This window comes from Cryptosporangium minutisporangium, assembly GCF_039536245.1.
In the GTDB taxonomy this organism is placed as follows: Bacteria; Actinomycetota; Actinomycetes; order Mycobacteriales; family Cryptosporangiaceae; genus Cryptosporangium; species Cryptosporangium minutisporangium.
Genome location: NZ_BAAAYN010000023.1, coordinates 335,824 through 361,645, shown reverse-complemented (window position 1 = coordinate 361,645; position 25,822 = coordinate 335,824). Strand labels below are relative to the sequence as shown.

The following is a 25,822-nucleotide window of genomic DNA, read 5'->3' as shown; positions in this document are numbered from 1 at the left end:
TCGAGTCACCGCAGCGCGCCGATGATGCGGGCGGCCGAACCGTTCTAATTCGCCAGCGGTGGATGTCCTGGACGGTACGGTGCTGCACGTGTCCGCACCCCTCGCGCCTCCCGCGCCACGGCCGGGCGCACGCGTTGCGCTCGGCCTCGGCCTACTCACGCCAGCCGTCCTCGCCCTCCTCTGGTCCTACGTAGCGCCAACCGTGACCACGGTGCTCGGCAGCTTCCAGGACTTCCGGCTGACCGAAGCCGAGGAGTACATCGGCTTCCAGAACTATGACGCCGTCTGGCAGAGCGGAGTGGGTGGCCGCTTCGGGTTCGCGATCGTGCTGGCGCTGGCGCCCCTCGCCGTCGGCCTGGTCGTAGCTCCGCTGCTCGCAGTCGCAGCCCAGCTCGGCGGCCGGTCGGCGCGCTGGGTCGTGCGGGGCCTGCTGGCGCTGCCGCTCGCGACGTACGCGCCGGTCGCGTACGCGGTCGGATGGGCGACCTCTCGCCGCGAGTTCCACGATCAGGCGCAGCCCCGAGGGTGGGTCCTCTCGGAGGTGGCCTGGACGACGGCCGGTCTGGCGCTCGCGGTGGGGGTGACCATCTATCTGGCGGCGCTGCGTACTCCCAGCGTCCCGGCGGTTCCCCAGCCGGTCCCGCCGGCGACCGCCGGGTACCCGCCGACGGTGGCGGAGAGGCCGGCGACCGGTCCCTCCGTCGGACGTCGGGTCGGCGCATTCGTCGTCGGCGGGATCGTGCTGGCGCTCGGCGTGCTCGCACTCTCGCTCCAGACGTTCACCGGGCCGTTCGTGCTCTCGGCCGGGGTCGGCCCGGCCGAGACACCGCTGACGTTCATGATCTCCAGCGCATTTCGCACGTTCGGGTTCGGGCCCGGGTACGCCGAGTCGACGCTGTTGCTGATCGTGTTGGCTGTGCTGGGCATCGCCGCGGTCGTTGTGTTACTGGCGACCCGTACCCGGATCGAGCTCGAGGACGGGCCGGGCAACGGCCGTGTCCGTCGGCCGGCGTGGTTCGGCGTCGTGATCGGGCTCGTGCTGGCGCTCGTCGCGCTCGGGTACGGCGCTTGGCCGTGGCTGCACACGAGCGGCACAGCAGGCACGAGTCCGGTCGACTTCTCGCCGTGGCGGGCATTGCTGCACACCTGGGCGCCGCCGCTGTTGCCGGCGGTGGTCGGGGTGCTGTTCGCGGCGTTGGCTGGGTTCGGGATCGGTGCGGTGCGGCCGTTCGGGCGGCGGAGCGAGTTGCTGCTCCTACCGTTCGCGCCCTGGCTGTTCGTCGGGGTGGGTCCGCTCGTGCTGGCACATTTCAACCGCGCCGGCGACGCGGACAGCGTCGGGACGTTCCTCGGTTCGATCCCGCCGGGCTGGATCTCGATCCCCGCGCTGGTCGTGTTCACCCTGTTCTTCCGGGGCCAGCACGGCCGCGGCGCGCGCGGCGTCCGCCTGCTGGTTCCCGCGCTGCCGATGGTCGGGATCGCCGTCGTGCTCCACTGGGTGCTGGGCGCACAGGGTCTGATCTGGCAGTACGCGACAACCATCGATGGGGATTCGGCAGCGACCACCCTGCACGCTGCGCGCACCCTCCAGAACTTCCAGGCCGTGCCGAACCCGGCGCTGTCCTGGATACTTCCGATCCCGATCGCCGTGGTGCTGTTCGCTCTGGCTCTCGCAGCGCAACTGGCCTACCTGGATCGGCTCGCGCTGCGGATCGGAGAGCAGGGTGCCCCGGCACTGCCGCCACCGCCCGCGTCGTCGTTCCCGCCCCAGCCGATGCCGGCCGGTGCACCGGCGGGGGACGGGCAGGGTCAGATCAGCAACAGCAGCAGGCAGACCGCGACGTCGACGACGAAGCACCACTCGGCGTAGGAGCGGGAGACCACCCTGTCGAGCTTCAGGTGGACGACGTCCCAGACGCCGTGCGTCAGCCAGCCCGCCGCCACCAGGTAGCGGCCGAGGTCGGGGTCGACGATCATCCCGGCCAGCGCGATCGCGCCGAACCCGAGCATGCCGGCGGCCTGCAGGTTGAAGGTCGCCCGGCCGTTCGGCGTACCGGTGACCGCGCCCCAGACCAGCAGGATCAGGGCTAGCGCGACGAGCACGGTGGACAGCGGCACCACGCCGGTCAGCTCGACCACGAAGATGACCACGACGAGGCCGCCCAGCGCCCACCAGCTCGCGTCCCGCCTGCCGAGCTGGTTGATGAGCAGGTAGTCCAGCGGCAACACCAGTAGCGTCGCCGCGATCCCGGAGATCGCGTCCTGGCCCACGTCGGCGCCGATCAGCAGGGCGCACGGCAGGGCCAGCAGGGTCGGCCAGCGACGGGCCAGCGTCGTCGTGAACTCAGCCATGGGTGTACTCGCTCCGACGGCGCAGCATCACGACGAACATCAGCGGGAGCATCAGCGCGTGCTCGACCATCATCAGGTCGTCCGCGGTGATCACACCGGCCCAGAGCAGCGGGAACAGCAGGACCAGTGGCACGAACATCGACGCGCACATCTCCAGCGTCGCCGGCCAGCCGTGGCCACGGATCCGCATCCAGACGAGCATGCCGACCGACATGTCGAACGCCATCTCCACCGAGGCCAGCTCGGTCGACAACTCGGCTCCGGTCAGCGCGAGGACGCCCCGCACGGCGGCGCCCAGGACCAACATCCCGGCCGCCATCGCGATCAGCATCTCGACGTAGTGCCGCGCGAAGTGGCCCCAACCGCCGCGTCGTTTCGTGGAAACGTCCTGCATGGTGTTCTCCTCCCGTGTTCTCCGACGTCCTCACGGTGTCGTGCGGCGGGGGCCAACCCGTAGTGGCGGATCACTACGTCTCCGAATGACATCTGTCATGCGACGACCGGACGGATGACACTGCGCCTGGTCAGCGGCCCGCTGGGAGAATGGCGGGGTGAACGAGACCGGTCTGGACGGCTTCCGCCGGTACACCTGGTGGGTGGTGCCGGGCAGCAACGCGATCGTGTTGATCCTGTTCACCGGTGAGTGGGTGCTCGACGGGGACGTCCCGGCGCCGGCGCGGCTGTTCAGCGCCGGAGCGCTGGTCGTCGAGGTGGCGGCCGTGCTGGTGCTGCTCACGCTGCGGCTGCGGGCCGGCGAGCGGATCCGGTTGCCCGCGGGTTGGCCGGTCGCCGGGGCACTCGCCGGGGCGGTGCTCGCGGCCTGCGCGCTGCCGCTGCGGAACTACGGGCTCTGGGCGGTCGGCCCGGCGGTGATGGTCGCGGTGGTCGCGACCTACCTGGAGCCCCGCGCCCGGCGCCGGCTGATCCTGGGAGCAACGGTCCTGGCCGCGGTGCCGGGCGGTGTCGTCAGCCTGCTCGCCGACGACGGCCGGCTGCTCTACGCGACGCTGTTCCCGCCCGGCATGACCGCGTTCGTCAGCTGGGCGGTCCTGGGCCCGCTCTGGGCCTGGGACATCGCCGGACGGCTGGAGGAGGCCCGACGGATATCGGCGGAGCTGGCGGTCAAGGACGAACGGCTGCGGTTCGCCGCCGAGTTGCACGACATCCAGGGTCATCATCTCCAGGTGATCGCGTTGAAGAGCGAGCTGGCGGCCCGGCTGGTCGAGACCGACCCGCAGCGGGCCGTCGCCGAGATGGGGGAGGTCCGGCAGCTGGCGGCCGACGCGCTGCGTGATACCCGCGCAGTGGTGCGGGGCTACCGGCGCACGAGCCTGGACGACGAGATCACGAACGCGACCCGGGTGCTGGCATCGGCCGGCATCGACGCCCGGACGACGCTGGAGCCGGCCACGATCCCGGAGGCCGCCCGGCACCTGCTCGGGCTGGTGATGCGGGAGGCAGCCACGAACGTGCTGCGCCACAGCACCGCACGGGAGGCGTCGATCGAGTACCGGGTGTCGTCCGGGACCGCCTGTCTCCGGGTGAGCAACGACGGCGCCGGGCCGGGCCCCGACACCGAGGGCACCGGTCTGCGGGCACTCGCCGAGCGGCTGGAAGCCGGCGGTGGGGTGCTCGAATGGACCCGCACCGATGATCGGTTCACGGTGAGCGCCTCGATACCCGGGAGTAGCCGATGATCCGCCTGCTGCTCGCCGACGACGAGGACCTCCTGCGTAGCGCGCTGACCGCACTGCTCGCGCTGGAGGAGGACCTGGAGGTCGTCGCCACGGCGTCCACCTCGACCGACGCGGTGCGGCTGGCGCGGGAGCTCCGGCCGGACATCGCGGTGCTCGACCTGGAGATGCCGCCGACCGACGGTCTGCGCGCGGCGGAGGAGATCCGCGCCGGGTTGCCGACGCAGATCGTCCTGGTGACCCGCCACGCGCGTCCCGCCGTTCTCCGGCGCGCGCTGGCCGTGGGTGTCCGCGGGTTCGTGCCGAAGACCACCTCCGCTGCCCGGCTCGCCGAGATCATTCGGGACGTTGCCGGTGGCCGACGTTACGTCGACCCCGACATCGCCGCCTCCGCCCTGACCGAGGACGACTGCCCGCTCACCGACCGCGAGCTGGAGGTGCTGCGGGCCGCGCGCACCGGTGCCTCGGTGAACGAGATCGCCGCCGCCGTCCACCTGGCGCCGGGCACGGTCCGCAACTACCTGTCGGCCGCGATGACCAAGCTGCAGTTGCCGACCCGGCACGCGGCCGCCCATCACGCGTGGCAACAAGGGTGGATCTGACTACGATCCAGCGCTCAGGCGGTACCGAAATCCCCCAGACGCCGGATCAGCGGCTCCCGCCCGACCGGCTGTCGCACCGGCTCCACCGTGGGCGCGGGTGGGATCGCGGCGGTCACCTCCTCGGACGCGCCGACGACGAGTCGCTCGCCGTGATGGAGGAACTCCAGGTCCGGGCCGTCGAGCAGGCGGTAGCGCGCCTCCCTGGGAGTGATCTCGGTTCGCAGCCGCCTGCCCCGCCAGCGGATCATGAACGTGATCCGGTTCAGTTCCTCGGGTAGGCGAGGGGCGAACGAGAGCCCCGCCGCCATGTGACGCAGACCCCCGAAACCGAGGACGATCCCGGACCACACGCCGGCCAGCGCGGCGATGTGCAGGCCGTGGTCGGTGTTACCGGCCAAGTCGTGCAGGTCGAGCATCGCGGTCTCGCAGAGGTACTCGTACGCCAGCCGGAGGTGCCCGGTCTCGGCGGCCAGCACCGCCTGGCTCGCCGCCGAGAGCGACGAGTCCCGGACCGTGATCTGCTCGTAGTAGGCGAAGTTCCGCTGCTTCTCCTCGAGCGTGAACGCTTCCGGGCAGAGCTGCATCGCGAGGACCAGATCGGCCTGCTTGATCACCTGCATCCGGTAGAGCTGCAGATAGGGGAAGTGCAGCAGGAGCGGGTACTCGTCGCTGCGGGTTCCGGCAAAGTCCCAGACGGCGTACTCGGTGAAATTTTGCGCCTGCGCGTGGACGCCCCGCTTCTCGTCGTAGGGAATCGCCATCGCGTCGGCCGCCGCACGCCAGGACGCGAGCTCCGCGCTGTCGACGCGCAATGCAGCGGCCTCCGCCGGATGCCGCTCGCAGGCGTCGGCAGCACCCCGCAGGTTCCGCTGCGCCATCAGGTTCGTGAACAGGTTGTTGTCGGCCAGCGCGCTGTACTCGTCGGGCCCGGTGACGCCGTCGATCCGGAAGTCGCCGTCGGCGCAGTAGTGGCCGACCGAGCGCCACAGCCGGGCGGTCGCGGTCAGCAACTCGATCCCGACCGTACGCTCGAACTCCTCGTCACCGGTTGCGGCGACGTGCCGCAGCACGGCGTCCGCGATGTCGGCGTTGACGTGCAGCGCGGCGGTCCCGGCGGGCCAGTAGCCGGAGCATTCCTGGCCGCGAATCGTCCGCCAGGGGAACGCCGCACCCGCGAAGCCGAGCATCTCGGCGCGCTCCTCCGCGAGCGGAAGCGTCAACTGCCGCCACCGCAGGGCGTCGGCGGCGGCGTCCGGGAGCGTGTGGCTGAGCATCGGCAGGACGAACGTCTCGGTGTCCCAGAACGTGTGGCCGTCGTAGCCGGGACCGGTCAGGCCCTTGGCGGAGATCGCCCGCCCCTCGGCCCTGGCGCCGGCCTGCAGAACGTGGAACAGCCCGAAGCGGACGGCCTGCTGCAGCCGGCCGTCACCCTCCACCTCGACGTCGGCGCTCTCCCAGAACGCGTCCAGGTACGCGCGCTGCTCCTGCCGGAGCCCTTCCCACCCGCGGTAGCGGGCGGCGCTGAGCGCCGCTCGTACCTGGTCGTTGAGCGCGGGCAGCGACCGCTGGGACGACCAGCCGTACGCCAGGTACTTGATGATCCGCAGCGGACGGCCGGGCTGGATCCGGCAGATCACGGTCGTGCGGCCGATGTTCTCACTGGCGTCGGAGCGGATCTCGACGTCGCCCGGGCCGTCGACCTCGTGGTCCATCGCGGCCGCCATCCGCAGGCCCATGCCGTCGAGGCTGTGCAGCAGCGTCGCGCCGGTGGGCTCGGCGGTGTGGATCTCCGGGCGTAGCGGACGAGCGAGTGCTGCCTCGATCCGCGGGTCCTTTCCGCTGGGCGGCAACTCCTCGTTCGCGAACAACTCGGACTGGACCACGAGTTGCACCGGTGTCTCGGCGCTCACCGTGTAACAGATCGCCGCGACCGACCGCTGGGCCAGCGAGACCAGCCGCTCGGTCTCGAGCCGGATCGCGGTGCCCGCTGGGGAGACCCAGTCCAGTCGCCGGGTGAGGATGCCCGCGCGGAAGTCGAGGACCCGCTCGTGGGTCAGCGTCTTCCCGTACCTGACGTCGAGCGGCTCGTCGTCCACGAGGAGGCGGAACAGCTTGCCGTTCGTCACGTTGACGATCGCCTGGCCGCTCTCCGGATAGCCGTAACCACCCTCGGCGTAGGGCAGCGGCCGCAGCTCGCAGAACGAGTTGAGGTACGTGCCCGGCATCCCGTGCGGGTCACCCTCGTCGAGGTTGCCGCGCATTCCGATGTGACCGTTGGCGAGCGCGAACACCGCCTCGCTCATGCCTAGCCGGTCGAGGTCGACGCTCTCCTCCCGGATCGCCCACGGGTCGACGGCGAACGGTCCCGGCCGCGTCATGCGTACCCCAGCAGATCGGTCAGCGCCGTCACCACGACGTCGGCGCCGTGCGCCTTCAACTCGTCCGCCTGCCCGACCCGGTCGACGCCGACGACCAGGCCGAAATCGCCCGCCCGCCCGGCTTCCACACCGGCGAGCGCGTCCTCGAAGACCACGGCCTCGTGCGGGCGCAGGTCGAGCAGCTCCGCACCGGCCAGGAACGTGTCCGGAGCGGGCTTACCCGCCAAACCGCGCTCGGCGGCGACGAGTGCGTCCACCCGAACGTCGAAGAAGTCGATCAGCCCGGTGACGGTGAGCACCTGTACGGCGTTCGCCGACGACGTCACCACCGCGCGCGCGAGGCCCGCGTCGCGCACCGCGTTCAGGTAGCGGACCGCGTCGTCGAACACCTCGACGCCTTCGGCGTCGATCAGCCGCAGGACCAGCGCGTTCTTCGTGTTCGAGAGGCCGAGGACGGTGTGGGCGGACGCGGTGTCGGACGCCGTTCCCTCCGGCAACGTGATACCCCGGGACGCGAGGAACGCCCGCGTGCCGTCGAGCCGCTTCCGCCCGTCCACGTACCGTACGTAATCGGTGTCGACGTCGAACGGCTGTTGGCCGTTCCCGTACTCGGCGAGGAACTGGTCGAACGTCGTCTTCCAAGCCTTGGCGTGTTGCGCGGCGGTCCGCGTCACCACACCGTCCAAATCGAAGAGGCAGCCCCGGGCTCGTGCGGGAAGTCCGAGTGTCGTCGGCGAGTGCATGCCGCCACGCTAGCGAGGCCGCGCTCGTTCGGTGGTGCCGCGGTCGTGGCGAGTCGCGGCGCGCCGGTGCGCGCCCCTCGGGCGAGGGCCGGCGTCCGCCGGCCGGGCTTCTGTCCGAACCGGGCCTCCGGTGACGACGGACCGGCGCACCCTGGAGATATGACGCTGCAGCGGGCACGGCGAGCCGGGGTCGAGATCGCGTACGACGTCGAGGGGCGACCGGCGGACGAGCCGGTACTACTGATCATGGGTCTGGGTCTGCAGATGCTGTTCTGGCCGGACCACTTCCGGCAGCTGCTGGTCGACCGGGGATTTCAGGTGGCGCGGTTCGACAATCGCGACGTCGGACTCTCCACCCATCTCCACGGGCTGGGGACGCCGTCGCCGCTGGTATTCGTGAGCCGCCGCTGGCGCGGCTACCGCGTCGCGGACATGGCCGACGACGCGGTGGGCGTCCTGGACGCGCTCGGGTGGTCGAGCGCCCACGTCGTGGGGGTGTCGCTCGGGGGGATGATCGCGCAGACGCTCGCCGGCCTCCATCCGGACCGCGTGCGTACCTTGACCTCGATCTCCTCCACCCCCGACGTCCGGATCGGTGGCGCCCACCCACGCCTGCTGCCGGCACTGCTCGGCGGCCGGGGCAGGACTCGGGAGGGTGCAGCTCGGCACGTCGTCCGGGTGTTCCGGACGATCGGCTCCCCGGCCTACGCCCGGAACGAGCCGTGGCTGCGGGAGATGGCCCGACAGTCCTTCGACCGGGCACACGACAACGCCGGTGTACGGCGTCAACTCGCCGCGATCATCTCCTCGCCGGACCGACGGCCGCTGCTGGCCGGCGTGCGCGCGCCCACGCTGGTCGTGCACGGCGAGGCCGACCTCCTCGTCCGCCCGTCCGGCGGCCGCGCTACCGCGGCCGCCGTGGCCGGGGCCCGGCTGGTGACCTACCCCGGGATGGGCCACGATCTCCCGGACGCACTGCAGCAGCCGATCGCCGAGGAGATCGCCGCCTTGGCCGCGCGCTGGCGTGCCGAGCGCAGCAATCCCTGAATCCACTCCCCAACGCCCGGCACGGTCAGCGGCGGAGCCGACGCAGCAGTAGTCGCCGCTGTTCGGCGGAGAGGTCGCGAACCGACGTCGAAGGCTGCCGGTTCGGTCCGGTCAGCGTCGCCTCGATCAGGTCGGCGGCGGACTCGCTACCGCTGGCCGGGTCCTGGCGGGTCACCTCGTCGGCACGCTCGGCGTAGTCGTGGTCGGCCAGGGCCTCGGCGAGCTGGCCGGCGACGGCCTCCGCCGACCAGCGGGCGGCGTCCAGCCATCGGCCCAGCCGGTGGCTCGCGAGGCGTTCGGCGTTGTCCGGGCGGTCGGCGCCGTGGGCCATGATGACCTGCGGTGTGCCGGATCGCAGCGCCCTGACCGCCGTCCCGATGCCGCCGTGGTGCAGAAGCGCACCGACCTCGGGGATCAGCCTCGGGAACGGCAATCGGGGATGCCAGTGGGTTCCGGGCGGTAAGCGCTCCGGGAGCATGGTCCGGTCCGGTGCGACCACGACGGCATCGCGACCCGTCGCCGTGATCGCGTCGAGTGCCACGGCGTAGAACCGGGGGTGCAGCATCGCGCCGGTGCCACCGGTGACCAGGATCGGAGCCCGTTCCGCGGCGAGGAGAGTTGCTACCTCGGGCGGCAGTTGCTCGTCGCTGTCGTCGCCGGTGACAAAACCGACCAGATCGACGCCGCCCGGCGCGCGTGTTCCCGCCTCGTCGAACCAGCGCGTCCACAGGCCCAGAGTTCGGTCGGCCGAGCCGAGCCAGCGCAGCCAATCGTTCCGCGGGAGCAGCCCGTGCTCGGCGCGCACCGCGTCGATGCCGTCGGCGAGCCCACGCGCGAGGTGGAGCGCGGCGACCGGTGCGACGAGCAGCTGGATCGGTGCCACCGCGATGGACACCGTGGGTGCGCCGAGGGCCTCCCCGGCGATCAGGACGGACAGCGCCGACGTGTGCCGCCCGACCAGCACCGTCCGACCCGGACGGTGCCGGGCCGTCAGCGACGCTACCTCGTCGCGCAGCTGTCTGAACAGTCCCCTCTCGTCGTAGTACCGGCGGAGGTCGGCCGGGCTTCGGACGTCGAGCAGATCCCGCGATCGCGCCTGGCTGTCGCGGTAGGCCGACTCCGTGTCGATCGGCACGAACGCGAGTCCCGCGCTGCACACCTGCTCGGCGTAGGGCGCGTGGGTCAGCAGGCTGACGTCGTGGCCACGGGCGGCGAGCGCCGAGCCGATGCGGACGAACGGCAGCACGTCGCCGGCGGTGCCGTGGGTGACCAACAGGATGACCGCCATCGGCCGAGTATCCACAGGACGGTGCGCGTCCTCAATGACTAGTCCGGTCTGGACGGCTCGCCGGGAGATGACGAACGGGTTAACTCAACTCTTGACGCTACGTAGCACGGTTAGTACCGTTCGCCACGTCTGAAAGCGCTCTCATGAGACCCGGCGGCTCATCGAGCCTTCCCGCACTGTCGATCCGCAACACATCCAGACAATCGCGATGACGTTTCGGGGGTTACGTTCATGGCTCTCCCTGTCGTCGGCTCGTTACCCGCCGACCCCCACCTGAGTGCCGGTCCGGGCGCCGGATCCGGCGCCGACCGCCTCGCCGGACTGGATCCGCGGCGGCGTGCGGCCCTGGCGGCCCTCCTCGCCGCCCGCGACCGTGGCGACCACGGGGTGTCAGCCATCCCCGTCCTGCCCCGGGACGGGCGCGCGTTCCCGTGCACACCCGCGCAGACGCGGATGTGGCTCGCCGACCAGGTCGAGTCCGGGCGGGTGGTGGTGCCGAACGCGACGTTCGGCCTCCGGCTGCGCGGCGCCCTCCGACCCGAGGCGCTGCGCACGGCGCTGTCCGAGGTGGTGGCCCGCCACGAGTCGATGCGGACCCGCTACCAGGTCGTGGGCGGTGCGCCCCACCAATTCGTGCTGCCGACGACCGAGGCGCGGCTCGACGTCGTCGACCTCACCGATCTGCCCGTCGACGACCGCGAGGCGCGTGCCGGGGAGGTCACCGCTGCCGCCGCTGCCGAACGGTTCGACCTGGCCCGGGGCCCACTGTTCCGGGTGACGCTCTGCCGCCTCGGCGACGACGACCACGTCCTGCTCTTCGCCGGCCACCACATCGCCTTCGACGAACAGTCCGTCGACATCGTGCTGCGTGATCTCGCGGCCGGGTACGCGAGGGCGGTCGGTGCGACGACGAGGATTCCGGAGGCGTCGGGAGTCGAGTACGCGGACTACGCGTCCTGGCTCGCCGACCAGGCCCCGTCGACGTCGAACGCGGAGTACTGGCGGAACCGGCTCGCCACCCCGCCCGCCGAACTGAACCTGCCGTTCCTGCTCCGACCGGCGGGCGGTGGTACCGAGAGCGTGCGCCTGCGCCTGGCGTCGGGCCGACTGGACCGGCTGCGCGCGATCAGCGGGAACCCCACGCCGTTCGTCACCCTTCTCGCGGTGCTCACGGTGGTCCTCGGCCGGTACACGCAGTCGAACGACATCACCGTGGGGACGGTCTCGGCCGGCCGGACCCGGACGGAGCTGGAGCCGCTGGTCGGCTGCTTCCTCAACCCGCTGGTGCTGCGGACCGATCTCGACGGCGCGGAGACCTTCGTCGACGTGGTGCAGCGCGTGCGCACCACGGTGCTGGAGGCATTCGCCCACGAAGTGCCGTTCGACGAGGTGGTCGCGCGGACCGCGACGATCCGCCGCGGCGGTGCTCACCCGCTCTTCCAGGTCGCACTCCACGTCCATCGGCACCGGGCCGACGAGGGCGCCTGGCCCGGACTGGCGACCACGGTGTGGCACCACGAAGTCGGCGCGGACGCCCTCGACCTCACTGTCGAGGCGACGCCGCTGCCCGGCGGAAGCACCGACCTGACGTTCCGCTACCCACCGGGGGCAGCGGAACCCGGGGCGGTCGAACGGTTCGCCGACACGTACCGGACGCTGGTCGACGTCCTGGCCGACGAGCCGGGCGTCCTTCTGGCGACGGCCGCCCTTCCCACGCTGGGGGACCGGGAGACGCTGCGCCGGTGGAACGACACCGCGCGTCCGGTGCCGACGGCAGGCGTGGCCGAACTCATCGCCGAGCGGATGCGAACGACGCCGGACCGGATGGCCGTGATCGGCACGGGGGCCGAACTCATCGCCGAGCGGATGCGAACGACGCCGGACCGGATGGCCGTGATCGGCACGGGGGCCGAGCTGACCTACGGCGACCTGGGCCGGGAAGTGGACGCCCTGGCCGCGCGGCTGCGCGCGGCCGGCTGCCGTCGCGGCACGCTCGTGGCGGTCTGTCTGGAGCGCTCGCCCCGAATGGTGGTCGCCACGTTGGCGGTGTGGCGTGCGGGAGGAGCGTACGTACCGATCGATCCGGAGTACCCGGCCGAGCGTCAGGCCTTCGTGCTCGCCGATTGCCGAGCCGCGGTGCTGGTGACCGAGAGCGCGCTGCACGATCGCCTGCCGACGACCGGGGCCACGGTGCTCCTCGTCGACGAGCCGGACGCCGAGCGCCCCCACGACGAAGCGATCGTGGCCGCTCCCGACGACGTCGCCTACGTCCTCTACACCTCGGGCTCCACCGGACGGCCCAAGGGCGTCGCCGTGGAGCACCGGGCGCTGGGCAACCTGATCGCCGATTTCGCGCGTCGGCTGGGCGCCGGCCCGGCCGACCGGTGGCTGGCGGTGACCTCGCTCGCGTTCGACATCGCGGCGCTCGAGCTCTACCTGCCGCTGGCGTCCGGAGCGCGGCTCGTCGTGGCGGACGAGGCGGCGGCCCGGGACGGCGTCGCGCTCACGGACCTGATCCGCCGCACCGGCGTCACCCACGTCCAGACCACGCCGTCGCGGTGGCGGCTCCTCCTCGCCGGCGGATTCGACGACCCGGAGGTGACCGCCCTGGCGGGTGGCGAGGCACTGCCGCCTGCGCTCGCCCGGCAGCTGCGGTCCCGAGTCGGTCGGCTGGTCAACGTCTACGGACCGACCGAGACCACGGTGTGGTCCTGCGCGTGGGAGGTGCCCACGGACGTCGTCGACGTGGTGATCGGCACGCCGCTCGCCAACACCCGGGTCGATCTGCGCGCTCCGGACGGACGCCCGGTGCCGATCGGGGCGCCCGGCGAGCTGTGGATCGCGGGCCTCGGAGTGGCCCGTGGGTACCTCGACCGCCCGGCACTGACCGCCGACAAGTTCCGGCCGGACCCCGAAGGCCCACCCGGCGCACGGCTGTACCGCACCGGCGACCTGGCCCGCTGGCGCGGCGACGGGCAACTCGTCTTCCTCGGTCGGACCGACGACCAGGTGAAGCTGAACGGACACCGCGTCGAGCTCGGCGAGATCGAGAACCACCTGGCCGGGATCCACGGCGTCGCCGAGGCCGCGGTCGCCGTCGGCGGGGACGTGACCGGGGAACGACACCTGGTCGCCTACGTCGTACCGGCCCCCGGCGTGCCGTGGGACCCGGCCGGCCTGCGCACCGGACTGGCGGGGGCCCTGCCCGACTACCTGCTGCCGCGCCGGTACGTCGCCCTGGAGCGGTTGCCGCTGACGCCCAACGGCAAGCTCGACCGCGCTGCGCTGCCGACGCCCGAGGTCGGTGCCGAGCCTGCCGACGACTACCGGCCGCCGCGGACACCCACCGAGGAGGTCGTCGCGGAGGTGTTCCGGGACGTCCTCGGCCGCGAGCGGGTCGGCGCGACCGACGACTTCCTGCTGCTCGGTGGCCACTCGCTGCTCGCGATGGCGATCGCTGCCCGGCTGTCGGGCCGGCTCGACCGCGAGGTCGGCGTCGCGTCGCTCTTCGCCCACCCCGTCGTCGCCGACCTGGCCGCCGCGCTCGACGCGGGATCGGCCGTCGTGCCCCTGCCGCCGGTGACCGTCCGGTCCGGAACCGCCGGTCCGGCGCCGCTCTCCCGCGGGCAGGAGCAGCTGTGGTTCCTGCACCAGCTCGATCCCGCGGACGCCTCCTACAACATGCCGCTGGCCTACCGGCTGCACGGTCGGATCGACTCGGATGCCCTGGAGCGGGCGCTCAACGAAGTGGTCGATCGCCACGAGGCACTGCGCACCCGGTTCGTGCTCGGGGAGGGCGAGCCGGTGCAGGAGGTGCTGCCGCCAGCGCGGGTGCCGCTGGAGCGGGTGGACGCATCCGGCGCCGAGGAGGCCTGCCGGGTCGTGGCCGGATGGACGAACACCCCGTTCGACCTGGCGCGTGGGCCGCTGGTCCGGGCGGGCCTCATCCGGCTGGGCCCCGACGACCACGTCTGGTGCCTGGTCGTGCACCACATCGGGGGCGACGGCCAGTCGTTGCGGATCCTCGTCGACGAGATCCGCGCCGCATACGCCGTAGGGGCGCTTCCCGACCTGCCGGTCCAGTACTCCGACTTCGCGGTCTGGGAACGCGACGTGGTTCGCGCCGGAGAGGACGAGGCGCTGGCGTACTGGCAGGACCAGCTCGCCGGCGTGCCGGTGCTGGACGTGCCGACCGATCGACCGCGGCCGTCGACGCCCAGCTCCCGCGGTGCGTTCGTGCGCCGCTCCCTGCCGGCCGAGCTCACCGAGGCGCTCGAACGACTGGCCACCGCACACCGGTGCACGCTGTTCATGGTGCTGCTGGCGGGATACCAGGCGTTGCTGTCCCGGCTGAGCGGGCAGACCGACCTCTGCGTCGGCACGTCGATCTCCGACCGAGCCCGGCCCGAGCTCGCGCCGCTCATCGGGATGTTCACCCACACGCTGGCGTTGCGGGCCGACCTGGCCGACGATCCGAGCTTCGGTGAGCTACTGAGCCGGACCCGGGAGACCGCGCTCGCCGCGTACGCCCATCCGCGCATTCCGTTCGAGCGGCTGGCCGCCGCCTGGAACCTGCCGCGCGACGCCGGCTACTCGCCGATCTTCCAAACGATGCTGATCTTGCACACCGAGGACAGCGCGGGCACCGACGTGCTGCCGGGCGTCCGGGCCGAGCTCTTCGCCGACGGCGTCGCCCAGGCGAAGTTCGACCTGCTGGCGGAGCTCTGGCGGGAGCCGACCGGCCTCGAGCTCTCGATCAACTACCGGACCGACCTGTTCGACTCCTCGACCGTCGCCGGCCTGGCCGAACGGCTGGAAGACTTGCTGCGAGCCGCGGTCGCCGGGCCGGACCGACCACTGTCCACCCTGGATCTGATACCGGCGGCGGAGCGCTCCCGGCTGCTGGCTCTCGGCGAAGGCCCGGCGGACGGCCCGGCCGAGGACGTCGTGGCGCTGGTCGCCGCCCGGACACTGGCCCGGCCGGACGCGATCGCGGTCCTCGACGGGGAGCACGAACTCACCTACGCGGAGCTCGATCAGCGGGCCGACGGGCTCGCAGCCCGCCTGCGGACGCTCGGCGTCGAGGCCGAGGTCCCGGTCGCCGTGGCACTGCCGCGGACCGCGGATCTGATCGTGACGCTGCTCGCGGTGCTCAAGGCCGGCGGCGCGTACGTGCCGATCGACGTCGGGTACCCGCGCGCACGGATCGAGTTCCTGCTGCGCGACAGCGGCGCCACCGTCCTGGTCACCGAAGCCCGACGGGCCGGGCAGCTGCCGCCGGTGGAACACCTGGTGTGCGTGGACGACCGCACCTCCGAGCCCGGGTCGACCGTTCCACCGTCCTCCGGTGCGACGGCGTACGTCATCTACACCTCTGGCTCGACCGGGACGCCGAAAGGCGTCGCCGTGTCCCGCCACGCGCTGGCCGCCCGGGTGGCGTGGATGCGCAGCCGGTACGCGTTGACCCCGGCCGATCGGGTGGTGCAGTTCGCCTCGGTCAGCTTCGACACCCACGTCGAGGAGGTGTGGCCGGCGCTCGCCTCGGGGGCGCGGCTGGTGCTCCTCCCACCCGGTCGGGATCTTCCCGAGTTACTGGGCGGCGCCGACATCACCGTGCTCGACCTTCCTACTCCCTACTGGCACGAGCTGGTGGCCACGCTCGACCAGGTTCCGATCCCGGCCGGGCTGCGGCTGCTGATTCTCGGCGCGGACCAGGTGCACGCCGACGCGCTCGCCACTTGGCGGCACCGGGTCGGCGACCGGGTCGAAGTACTCAACACGTACGGCCCGACCGAGACCACGGTCATCGCCACCGCCGCCGCCCTCGGTGAACGCGACGTCGAGGGACAGCCGCCGATCGGCCGGCCGATCGGGCGGACCCGGCTCTACGTCCTCGACGACCGGGGCACGCTGGCGCCGACCGGGGTGCCGGGGGAGCTGTGGATCGCTGGCGCCGGCCTGGCCCGCGGCTACCTCGGGCGCCCCGGGCTCACCGCGGACCGTTTCCGGCCCGACCCTTTCGGGCGGCCCGGAGCCCGCATGTACCGCACCGGCGATCGGGTGCGCTGGCGGGCCGACGGCCAGCTGGAGTTCCTCGGCCGACTCGACGACCAGGTGAAGATCCGCGGTTACCGCGTGGAACTGGGGGAGGTCGAGGCGGCGCTGACCGCGCAGCCCGGGGTTCGCCGGGCGGTGGTGGTTCCCCGGACGGATGCGGCGGGCCACCGGACCCTCGTCGGCTACGTGACCGGCGAGCGGGCCGACCAGGGTGCGCCCGGCGACCTGCGCCCGGCGGACCTGCGCGCCGGACTGGCCGAGCGGCTGCCCTCCTTCCTCGTTCCGGCACACCTTGTGGTCCTCGACGAGATCCCGCTGACCACCAGCGGCAAGGTGGACCGTCGCGCTCTGCCCGCTCCGGAGACCCGGTCGGCCACGGACTTCGTGGCGCCGCGCACGCCGACCGAGGAACTGGTCGCCCAGGTGTGGGCCGCCGTCCTCGGTCCGGACCGCATCGGGGTGCACGACAACTTCTTCGCGCTCGGCGGCCACTCGCTGCTTGCCATCAGCGCGATCGCCCGACTGTGCACCGCTGCCGACTGCGCCCTGACGGTCCGGCACCTGTTCAGTGCGCCCACGGTCGCCGGCCTGGCCACGGTGATCGACCGGCTGCGGGCCCGGCCGGGCGCGGTGGACCGGCCCGTTCTCGCCCGTCCGGCCGACGCCGGTCCGGTCCCTCTCTCCCTCGGCCAGGAGCGGCTGTGGTTCCTGCAGCAGCTCGATCCGGACGATGCCTCCTACAACATCTACCTGGCGTACCGACTGCGCGGCCCGGTCGATCCCGACCTCCTCGAAGGCGCACTCGGAGTGGTCGTGAACCGGCACGAGGCGCTCCGGACCCGGTTCCTCGAGTTCGACGGCGAGCCGGTTCAAGAAGTCCTGCCGCCGACCGGAGTCGAGCTCGTCCGGGCCGACGGCGATGGCGAGGCGGAGGCCCGGCGGATCGTCGCCGGGTGGACGAACGCGCCGTTCGACCTCGCCACCGGACCGCTGATCCGCGCCGGGTTGGTCCGGCTCTCCGACGACGACCACGTGCTGGCCGTCGTCGTCCACCACATCGCCGGTGACGGCCGATCGGCGGGGCTGCTCGTCGCCGAGGTGCACCGGGCCTACGCCGCCCTCGCCTCGGGGTTCGAACCCGAGCTACCCGACCTGCCCGTGCAGTACGCGGACTACGCGCTGTGGCAGCGAGTCCAGCCGGCGGGCGACTCGTTGGCGTACTGGCGGCGGCAGCTCGCCGACGTGCGTCCGCTGGACCTGCCGACCGACCGCCCGCGCCCGCCGGTGCCGGGGTCGGCGGGCGACTTCCTGGTGCTCGACCTGCCCGCTGCGGTGTCCCGCAGCGTGCAACGCCTCGCCGCCGAGACGACCGGCACCCCGTTCATGGTGCTGCTCGCGGCGTACCAGGTGCTGCTCGCGCAGCTGACCGGCCACGACGACATCTGCGTCGGGTCGCCGATCGAGAACCGGCCCCGTGTGGAGGTGGCCGACCTGATCGGCTTCTTCGTCAACACGCTGGCGCTCCGGGGTGACCTGTCCGGCGACCCGACGTTCCGGCGGCTGCTGGCCCGGACCCGGGACGTCGCGCTCGAGGCCTACGCACACCAGGACGTCCCGTTCGACCGGCTCCTCGGAGCGCTCGACGTCCCCCGGGACCTGAGCCGCACACCGCTGTTCCAGACCATGTTCGTCCTGCACACCGAGGAGGCCGCCGGAACCGAGGTCCTGCCCGGTGTCCACGCCGAGTTCTTCGACGGCGAGCACCGCCAGGTCAAGTTCGACCTCAGCCTCGACGCCTGGCGGACGCGCTCCGGGCTGCGGTTGGTCTTCGGGTACCGCACCGAGCTGTTCGAGCGGGACACCGTCCGGCGGGTGGCGGACCGCTTCGGCGCGCTGCTGACCGCCCTGCTCACCGATCCCGACGCGCCGCTGTCCACGGTGGCCGGCCGCGGGTCGGCCGCGCCACCCCCGCTACCCCTGCCACGGGCGACTCCCTCGCGCCCGGCGCCGTACGTCGCGCCGCGGACGGCCGCGGAGGAGCTGGTCGCCGAGGTCTGGGCGGACGTGCTCGGCCTGGATCGGGTCGGGCTCTACGCCGACTTCTTCGCCGGAGGCGGGCACTCGCTACTGGCGATGAAGATGCTCGCCCGGTTACGCGGCGCGGCGGGAGTGCGCGTACCGCTGCGTGCGGTGTTCCAGTACCCGGTGCTGGAGCAGTTCGCCGCCGCGGTCGAGGAGGCGCTGCTCGCCGATCTCGCCGACCTCTCCGACGTCGAGGCGGCGGCACTGCTCGCCGACGAGACCCTGCCCGCCGCCGACGAGAGGCCGACGCGATGACGACGACGTCCGACGCAGGGTCCCGGGCTGCTGCGTCCCGGGCCGCGCTGTCCCCGGCGAAGCGTGCTCTGCTCGAACGACGGCTCCGCGGGCGGCACACCGCCACCGTGGCGATTCCCGTGCGCGCGGGCGACGAGTCCCCGCAGCTGTCGTTCGCGCAGGAGCGGCTGTGGTTCCTGGAGCAGCTGAGCCCTGGCAGCGGCGCGTACACGATCCCCGTGGTGCTGCGGGTGCGCGGCCTGCTGGACCGGTCCGCGCTGGTCGCCGCGGTGCGCGGCGTGGTGGCCCGGCACGAGACGCTCCGCAGCCGGATCCGCGACGCCGGGGACGGCCGTCCGGTGCTCACGGTCGAACCCTCGTCGACGGCCTCCGCGCTCGACATCGACGTCGTCGAGGTCTCCGCCGACGACGCGCAAGCGCTGATCACCGCCCACGTCACCCAGGCGTTCAACCTGGCCAGCGGCCCGCTGGTGCGGCCGCTCCTTCTCCGCTTGGCCGCCGACGACCACCTGTTCGTGCTGGCCATTCACCACATCGTCACCGACGGCTGGTCCATGGACCTGTTCGTCAACGAGATGTCGGCGCTCTACGACGCGGCCCGGAACGGCTCGCCCCCCGACCTGGCCGACCTGCCCGTGCGCTACCGGGACTACGCGGCGTGGCAGCGGGAGCGGATGGCCGGACCGGAGAAGGACGCCGACGTCGCCTACTGGCGGGGCGCGATCGCCGGGCTCGAGCCGTTGGAGCTGCCGATCGACCACCCCCGCCCCGCTCGGCAGACGTTCGCCGGCGCCGAGTACACACTCGACCTCGGTGCCGACGTGCAGGCCGGCGTGGCGTGCCTGGCGGAGGAGCGCGGCGCGACTCCCTACATGGTTCTGCTCGCCGCCGTCCACGCGGTGCTGGGCCGGTACAGCGGGCAGTCCGACTTCGCCGTCGGATCACCGGTGGCGGGCCGTGCTCACGGTGAGCTGGAAAAGCTGATCGGGATGTTCGTGAACACACTGACGCTGCGCGCCTCGCTCGACGGCGACCCGACGTTCGCCGAGCTGGTCGACCGCACCAAGGAGACGTGCCTGGACGCGTTCGCCCACGCGGAACTTCCGTTCGAGCAGCTGGTCCAGGCGCTGAACGTGCCGCGGGACGTGAGCCGCTCGCCGCTGTTCCAGGTGCTGTTCGCGGTGCAGAACTACGCCGAACACGGCGGCCGGGCACCCACCGGGATCACCTTCGGCCACTGGCCGGCTCCGGTCACCGCGACCCGGTTCGACCTCGAGATCTACGTCAAGGAGGACGCCGGGCACCTGTGGGCGACGTTCGTCTACAACACCGATCTGTTCCAGGCCGGCACCGTCGAGCGTCTCGCCGGACACCTGCAACGCTTGCTCGACGCCGGGCTCGGCGACCCGCACCGGCGGCTGTCGGAGATCGAGCTGGTCACCGAGGCGGAGCGGGCCGCTCTGGTCGCCCCGCCGGTCCACGTCGAGGTACCGAGCGACGCCACGCTGCCGTCGTTGATCGCCGAGGCGGTGCGCCGCGATCCCGCGGCGATCGCCGTGACGTTCGAGGACACCCACCTCACCTACGCCGACCTGGACGAGCGCGCCACCGCGCTGGCGGGCCGGCTGGGCGTCGGGCCGGGTGATCTGGTGGCGGTCTGTGCCGAGCGCTCGCCGGAGCTGGTCGTCGCGCTGTACGCGGTGCTCAAGACCGGAGCCGCGTACGTGCCGCTCGACCCCGAGTACCCGGCGCAGCGGCTGGAGTTCATGCTCGCCGACAGCGCCGCCTCCGTCGTCCTCACCCAGCGGAAGTTCGCGGCCCTCTTCTCCGCGGCGTCCACGGTCCTGCTGGACGAGGCAGCCGAGCCCGGCCCGCCGTCGGCACCCCGGCCGGGCCCCGTACCCGGCGACGCCGCCTACGTCATCTACACCTCCGGCTCGACCGGCAGGCCGAAAGGCGTTCCGAACACCCACCGGGGAATCGTCAACCGGCTGGACTGGATGCAGCGCACGTACCGGCTGGGCGCCGACGACGTCGTGCTGCAGAAGACCCCGGCGAGCTTCGACGTGTCGGTGTGGGAGTTCTTCTGGCCGTTGCTGGCCGGTGCCCGGTTGGTCCTGGCCAAGCCCGGCGGCCACAAGGACGCCGAGTACCTGCGTGATCTGGTGCGCGCCGAAGGCGTCACGACGCTGCATTTCGTTCCGTCGATGCTCGCTGTCTTCCTCGCCGCCGACGGGGTCTCCGGCTGCACGTCGCTGCGGCGGGTGATCTGCAGCGGTGAGGAGCTGCCGGTCGACCTGGCCCGCCGCTGCCTCGCCACGGTGCCCGCGGAGCTGCACAACCTGTACGGGCCCACCGAGGCGGCCATCGACGTCACGTCCTGGCAGTGCACGGCCGACGCGTTGACCGGCCTGGCGCGGGTCCCGATCGGCACCCCGATCCAGAACCTGGCTCTGTACGTGTTGGACGACCGGTTGCGGCCGGTGCCGGTCGGCGTGCCCGGTCAGCTCTTTCTCGCCGGTGTCGGCCTCGCCACCGGATATCTGCACCGCCCCGCGCTCACCGCGGAGCGGTTCCGGCCCGACCCCTACGGCCCGCCCGGCTCGCGGATGTACGCCACCGGTGACCTGGCCCGGTGGCGGCCGGACGGAACGCTGGACTTCCTCGGCCGGATGGACAGCCAGGTCAAGCTCCGAGGACTGCGGATCGAGCTCGGCGAGATCGAGGCGGAGCTGCGACGGCAACCCGGTGTGCGGGATGCCGCGGTGGTCGTCCGGGAGGACGCGCCCGGAGACAAGCGCCTGGTCGGTTACCTGGTGACCGAGGCTCTCGACGAGGCGGCGTTGCGAACCGCGCTGCGGAGCACGCTGCCCGACTACTTCGTGCCGAACGCCTTCGTGGAGGTGCCTGCCCTGCCGCTGAGCCCGAGCGGCAAGCTCGACCGGCGGGCGCTCCCGGCCCCGGTCGTCCGGCGGGACGCGTCCACGGCGCTGGTCGAGCCGCGGACCGAAACCGAGCGGCTGATCGCCGGCCTCTGGCGCGAGCTGCTCGGCGTCGAGACCGTCGGCATCGACGACGACTTCTTCGACCTGGGCGGCCACTCGTTGATCGCCACCCAGGTGGCGGCCCGGCTGCGCCGGACGTCCGACGCCGGTGTCTCGGTCCTCGACTTGTTCACCCATCGCACGATCCGGGACCTCGCAGCTCTCGTTGAGCAACCGGCGCGGACACGGGGGCCGCGCCGGTTGCTCAACGAGCTCACCCGCCCCGTCCCGACCGACCAACGCGTGGCGACGCTGGTCTGTGTCCCGTACGGCGGTGGGTCTGCCGTCGTTTACCAGCCGCTGGCGGACGTCCTGCCGACCGGCTGGTCGCTGTACTCGGTGGCGATCCCGGGGCAGGACATCGGGTTGCGCGAGGACCCGCTGCCCTTCGACGAGCTGGCCGCCCGCTGCGCCGCCGAGGTGATCGAGCGGATCGAGGGGCCGGTCGTGGTCTACGGGCACTGCGGAGTCGGCTCGTCCCTCGCCGTCGAGCTGACCCGGCGATTGGAGGCGGCCGGGCGGACCGTCGACGCGGTCTACATCGGCGCCGTGTTCCCGTTCGCCCGCCCGACCGGTCGGCTGCTGTCGCTGCTGTCGAAGATCGCCGGACGCGAGGCGCTGGTCGGCAACCGGATCTACGAGAACTGGCTGCGGTCGATGGGCGTCGACATGACGGAGCTGGATCCGGCCGAGGCGGACGTGATCGTCGCGAACATGCGCAAGGCGTCCGAGGTGGCGGAGGAGTACTTCACCGCGTTGTTCACCGCGCGGACCGCTCCGCTGCGGGCACCGATCGTCTCGGTGGTGGGCAACCAGGATCCCCAGACGGAGTTCTACCAGGAGCGGTACCGCGAGTGGCACTTCCTGACCGGGACGGCGACGCTGGTCGTCCTGGACGAGGGCGGTCACTTCTTCCTCAAGTACCGGGCCGCCGAGCTCGCCGACATCGTGACCACCGTGCACCGCACCGACGAGCAGATCGGTGCTGCCGATGGCGGCTGGGCCGTCGCCGGGCGTTCGACCATGGCGCTCGCGGACACCCCGGACGACACCCCACCGGTAGGCGGCACGCCGTCCGGGGAAACCGGGCCGGAACCGAGCCTGCGGCGCTTCGGAACGGTCGCGGCCGGCCAGCTGCTGTCGATCGTCGGCTCCGCGTTGAGCGAGTTCGCGATCCCGCTCTGGATCTATCTGGAGACCGGATCCCTGCTGAAGTTAGCGACGTTCGCGGTACTCGGCCTGGTCCCCGGGATGCTCGTCGCCCCGTTCGCCGGTGCGGTCGTCGACCGCTACGACCGGCGGCGGGTGATGCTGCTGGCTGATCTCGCCGCCGGTAGCAGCCAGGCCGTGCTGCTGGGCCTCGCGCTGACCGGCAACCTCGGGCCCGTACCCATCTACGTGATGCTGGTGACGCTCTCGGTGGCGCTGACGTTCCAGCGGCTCGCGTTCGCCTCCGCCGTGCCCCAGCTCGTGCCGAAGCGCTACCTGGGGCACGCCAACGGCATCGTGCAGATGAGCTTCGGCGCCGGCCAGTTCCTGGTGCCGCTGGCAGCAGCAGGTCTGATCGCGACGATCGGTCTGGCCGGGATCCTCGTCATCGACGTGGTGAGTTACGCCTGCGCGATCGCGGTGCTGCTCTGCGTCCAGTTCCCGAAGACGATGGCGTGGGTTCGGCGGGAGACGTTCTGGCAGGAGGTCGTCGGCGGCTGGCGGTACTCCCTGGGCGACGGCGGCCTCCGCCCGGTCCTGCTCTTCTTCGCCGTGCTGAACCTGTTCATGACACCGCTGTTCCTCCTGCTCTCGCCGCTGGTGCTGTCCTTCTCCGATCTGGACGCGGTGGCTCGCACCAGCATGGCCGGCGGTCTCGGCGCGATCCTCGGCGGCTTGCTGATGAGCATCTGGGGTGGCCCCCGGCATGCTCGGGTGCGCGGAATGCTGCTGGTGGTGCTCGTGCTCGCGCTGTTCAGCGCGGTCCCCGGTCTGCGCGTTTCCGAGTGGCTGGTCGCGGTCGGCGCGTTCGGGATGTCGTTCGGGCTCACCCTGGCCAACGGCGTCTACACCACGGTCGTGCAGGTCAAGGTTCCCCAGCGGTTCCACGGCCGGGTGTTCGCCGTCAACACGGTGATCGCGTTCTCCACGATCCCGATCGGCTACGCGGTCGTGGCGCCGCTCGGGAGCCAGTTGCTGGAGCCGCTGATGGCGCCCGACGGCGCGCTGGCCGGCAGCGTCGGTGCGCTCATCGGCGTCGGACCGGGCCGGGGGACCGCGCTGCTGTTCCTGCTTCTGTCCGCGGCGATGGTCGTCCAGGTAGTGGTCTCGCTGCGCCTGCCCAGCCTCGCCCGGTTCGACGACCGGGTGCCCGACGCGGTGCCCGACGACCTCATCGGGGCGGAGGTGCGGGCGGCGAAGGTACGCGGCCGGCGAGGCGTCCGAACGAACGACACGACGGCCGGAAGGCCGGAACCGAGCCGGATCGAGAAGGAGCTGACCCAGTGAGCGAGCCGGTGGAGCGGGAGTACCAGGTCGTCGTCAACGACGAGGAGCAGTACTCGATCTGGCCATGCGACGAGGAGCGCCCGGCCGGCTGGCGGGCGGAGGGCACGGTCGGTGCCCGGCAGCAGTGCCTGGATCACATCGACGCCGTGTGGACCGACATGCGCCCGTTGAGTGCGCGTACCCGAGGGGAGGCCTGATGACGACGACAGCGGGAGTACCGGAGGGCGCCGACGCCACCGAGGCGGCGGTCGCGCGGATCTGGATCGGCCTGGGTCTGGCGCCGACGTCGGTGCAGGACGACTTCTTCGCGCTGGGTGGTCAGTCGTTGACGCTGGTCCGGTTCCTGGCGACGGTGCAGGAGGAGTTGGGCCTGGAGCTCCCGATCGACGCCCTGTTCGAAACGGACCTGACGATCGCGGCCGTGGCGAGGGTCGTGACCGCCGCCCGGCTGGAGGCCGCCGACGCCGACGAACTCGCGCTGGCGCTCGCGGAACTGGACCGGATGTCCGAGGACGAACTGGCGGCTCTCCTGGCCGAGAACGAATGACGATGCGGATCCTGCTGGCGCAGAACATGCGGTACCTGCCCGGCCACGGGGGCGCCACCAAATCCAACCGGATCCTGCTGGAGGACCTCGCGGCCGCGGGGCACCGCTGCGTCGCGGTCACCCCGTTGCACGGGTCCTCGATCGAGTCGCTGCCGGAATCGCGGCTGGTCGACGGCGTCCTGACGTTCACCCATCGCGGTGTGGAGGTGCACGCGGTCGCCTCCGCCGCCGGCCTGGCGGCCCACGTCGCGCGGGTGGCCGCCGCCGAGCGACCCGACTGGACCCTGGTGCCCTCCGACGACCCCGGCCTGCTGATGCTCGGCACCGCCCTGCGCGCGACCCCCGGGCGGGTCGTCTACCTGCTGCACACGCTCCAGCAGCTCCCGTTCGGGCCGCGGTCCTTCTACCCCGGCGGCTCCGGAATGCGGCTGGTGCAGCGCTGCGCCGGGGTGGTGGCCGTGAGCCGGACCGCGGCGGAGTACGCACACCGGTGGGGCGGCCTGGACGCGACGGTGATACACCCCGCGGTGTACGGCCGTGGACCGCACCCGGGACTCGGCCGTCCGGACCGCGGCGCGGTCACCCTCGTCAACCCGTGCGGTTTCAAGGGCCTGGGCATCCTGCTGGAGCTCGCCGACGCCGAGCCGGAGGTGGATTTCCTGGCGGTCCCGACCTGGGGAACCGAGCCGTCCGAGGAGGCCGAGCTGGCCCGCAGGCCCAACATCGCGCTCGCCGAGCCGGTGGACGACATCGCCGATCTGCTGGCGCGGACGCGAATCCTGCTGATGCCGTCGCTGTGGGACGAGACGTTCGGGTACACCGCCGTCGAGGCGATGCTGCACGGCGTGCCGGTGCTCGCCAGCGACGTGGGCGGGCTCCGCGAGGCGAAGCTCGGCGTGCCCTACCTCCTCCCGGTCGAGCACATCCGGGAGTACCGGCCCCAACGCGCCGACGAGGCCTATCCGCGGCCGATCGTGCCTCCGCAGGACATCACTCCCTGGCGGAGCGCGTTACGGCGGCTCCTGGACGACCCGTCGCACTACACGGAGCTGGCGGAGCAGGGGAGGCAGGCGGCCGCGGAATTCGTCGGCGGCCTCGACGCCGGAGCGCTGGAACGGTATCTGGACGGCCTGTCGCCGGCCGCGCCCTCGGCGGAGGGCGCCGCGCTCAGCCCTTCCCGTCAGCGGGCGCTGGCGGCGGTGCTCGCACGGCGAAGGGCGCGGACGTGAGCGACGAC

General features: G+C 72.2%; 14 protein-coding genes. 9 read left to right on the top strand and 5 right to left on the bottom strand.

Features of this window, described 5'->3' with window-relative positions:
* Nucleotides 1-88 precede the first annotated feature (88 nt).
* Nucleotides 89-1,870: a sugar ABC transporter permease gene (locus tag ABEB28_RS18320; protein WP_345729337.1), complete on the top strand. Its 1,782-nt coding sequence runs from the start codon at nt 89-91 to the stop codon at nt 1,868-1,870.
* Here ABEB28_RS18320 and ABEB28_RS18315 read toward each other — a convergent pair.
* Both ABEB28_RS18315 and ABEB28_RS18310 read right to left on the bottom strand, forming a co-directional pair.
* Nucleotides 1,810-2,352: a hypothetical protein gene (locus ABEB28_RS18315; RefSeq protein ID WP_345729336.1), complete on the bottom strand. Its 543-nt coding sequence runs from the start codon at nt 2,350-2,352 to the stop codon at nt 1,810-1,812. The genes ABEB28_RS18320 and ABEB28_RS18315 overlap by 61 nt on opposite strands.
* Nucleotides 2,345-2,746, bottom strand: coding sequence for a hypothetical protein (locus ABEB28_RS18310; protein ID WP_345729335.1), 402 nt, complete (start codon nt 2,744-2,746; stop codon nt 2,345-2,347). Before ABEB28_RS18310 ends, ABEB28_RS18315 begins: the two co-directional genes overlap by 8 nt.
* 157 nt (nt 2,747-2,903) lie before the next feature.
* Here ABEB28_RS18310 and ABEB28_RS18305 point away from each other — a divergent pair, with 157 nt between their 5' ends.
* Together ABEB28_RS18305 and ABEB28_RS18300 are read left to right on the top strand one after the other, a co-directional pair.
* Nucleotides 2,904-4,049: a sensor histidine kinase gene (locus tag ABEB28_RS18305; RefSeq protein ID WP_345729334.1), complete on the top strand. Its 1,146-nt coding sequence runs from the start codon at nt 2,904-2,906 to the stop codon at nt 4,047-4,049.
* Entirely contained in the window at nt 4,046-4,648 is a 603-nt protein-coding gene (locus ABEB28_RS18300; RefSeq protein WP_345729333.1) for a response regulator transcription factor, read from the top strand. Before ABEB28_RS18305 ends, ABEB28_RS18300 begins: the two co-directional genes overlap by 4 nt.
* A 14-nt stretch (nt 4,649-4,662) precedes the next feature.
* On the opposite strand, the gene ABEB28_RS18295 is transcribed toward ABEB28_RS18300, so the two are convergent.
* Together ABEB28_RS18295 and ABEB28_RS18290 are read right to left on the bottom strand one after the other, a co-directional pair.
* Nucleotides 4,663-7,026 (bottom strand): glycoside hydrolase family 65 protein, encoded by a 2,364-nt coding sequence (locus ABEB28_RS18295; RefSeq protein ID WP_345729332.1) that lies wholly within the window; start codon nt 7,024-7,026, stop codon nt 4,663-4,665.
* Nucleotides 7,023-7,769, bottom strand: a complete 747-nt coding sequence (locus tag ABEB28_RS18290; protein WP_345729331.1) for a beta-phosphoglucomutase family hydrolase — start codon at nt 7,767-7,769, stop codon at nt 7,023-7,025. Before ABEB28_RS18290 ends, ABEB28_RS18295 begins: the two co-directional genes overlap by 4 nt.
* Nucleotides 7,770-7,928: 159 nt before the next feature.
* On the opposite strand from ABEB28_RS18290, the gene ABEB28_RS18285 reads away from it, so the two are divergent.
* Nucleotides 7,929-8,816: an alpha/beta fold hydrolase gene (locus tag ABEB28_RS18285; protein ID WP_345729330.1), complete on the top strand. Its 888-nt coding sequence runs from the start codon at nt 7,929-7,931 to the stop codon at nt 8,814-8,816.
* A gap of 25 nt (nt 8,817-8,841) precedes the next feature.
* On the opposite strand, the gene ABEB28_RS18280 is transcribed toward ABEB28_RS18285, so the two are convergent.
* Nucleotides 8,842-10,104: a glycosyltransferase gene (locus tag ABEB28_RS18280; protein WP_345729329.1), complete on the bottom strand. Its 1,263-nt coding sequence runs from the start codon at nt 10,102-10,104 to the stop codon at nt 8,842-8,844.
* 231 nt (nt 10,105-10,335) lie between these two features.
* Here ABEB28_RS18280 and ABEB28_RS18275 point away from each other — a divergent pair, with 231 nt between their 5' ends.
* Genes ABEB28_RS18275 through ABEB28_RS18255 form a run of 5 tightly spaced genes read left to right on the top strand, consistent with a single transcriptional unit; the run spans nt 10,336 to nt 25,814 of the window.
* The gene (locus tag ABEB28_RS18275) at nt 10,336-18,498 is read left to right on the top strand and encodes an amino acid adenylation domain-containing protein (RefSeq protein WP_345729328.1); all 8,163 of its coding nucleotides are present in this window, start codon (nt 10,336-10,338) and stop codon (nt 18,496-18,498) included.
* The gene (locus tag ABEB28_RS18270; protein ID WP_345729327.1) at nt 18,495-24,038 is read left to right on the top strand and encodes a non-ribosomal peptide synthetase/MFS transporter; all 5,544 of its coding nucleotides are present in this window, start codon (nt 18,495-18,497) and stop codon (nt 24,036-24,038) included. Before ABEB28_RS18275 ends, ABEB28_RS18270 begins: the two co-directional genes overlap by 4 nt.
* Entirely contained in the window at nt 24,035-24,235 is a 201-nt protein-coding gene (locus ABEB28_RS18265) for an MbtH family protein (RefSeq protein ID WP_345729326.1), read from the top strand. Before ABEB28_RS18270 ends, ABEB28_RS18265 begins: the two co-directional genes overlap by 4 nt.
* The gene (locus tag ABEB28_RS18260; RefSeq protein ID WP_345729325.1) at nt 24,235-24,585 is read left to right on the top strand and encodes a phosphopantetheine-binding protein; all 351 of its coding nucleotides are present in this window, start codon (nt 24,235-24,237) and stop codon (nt 24,583-24,585) included. The genes ABEB28_RS18265 and ABEB28_RS18260 overlap by 1 nt, the downstream gene beginning before the upstream one ends.
* Nucleotides 24,582-25,814 carry a glycosyltransferase family 4 protein gene (locus ABEB28_RS18255; RefSeq protein ID WP_345729324.1) on the top strand — a complete coding sequence of 411 codons (1,233 nt, stop codon included), beginning with the start codon at nt 24,582-24,584 and terminating at the stop codon, nt 25,812-25,814. Before ABEB28_RS18260 ends, ABEB28_RS18255 begins: the two co-directional genes overlap by 4 nt.
* Nucleotides 25,815-25,822 lie beyond the last annotated feature (8 nt).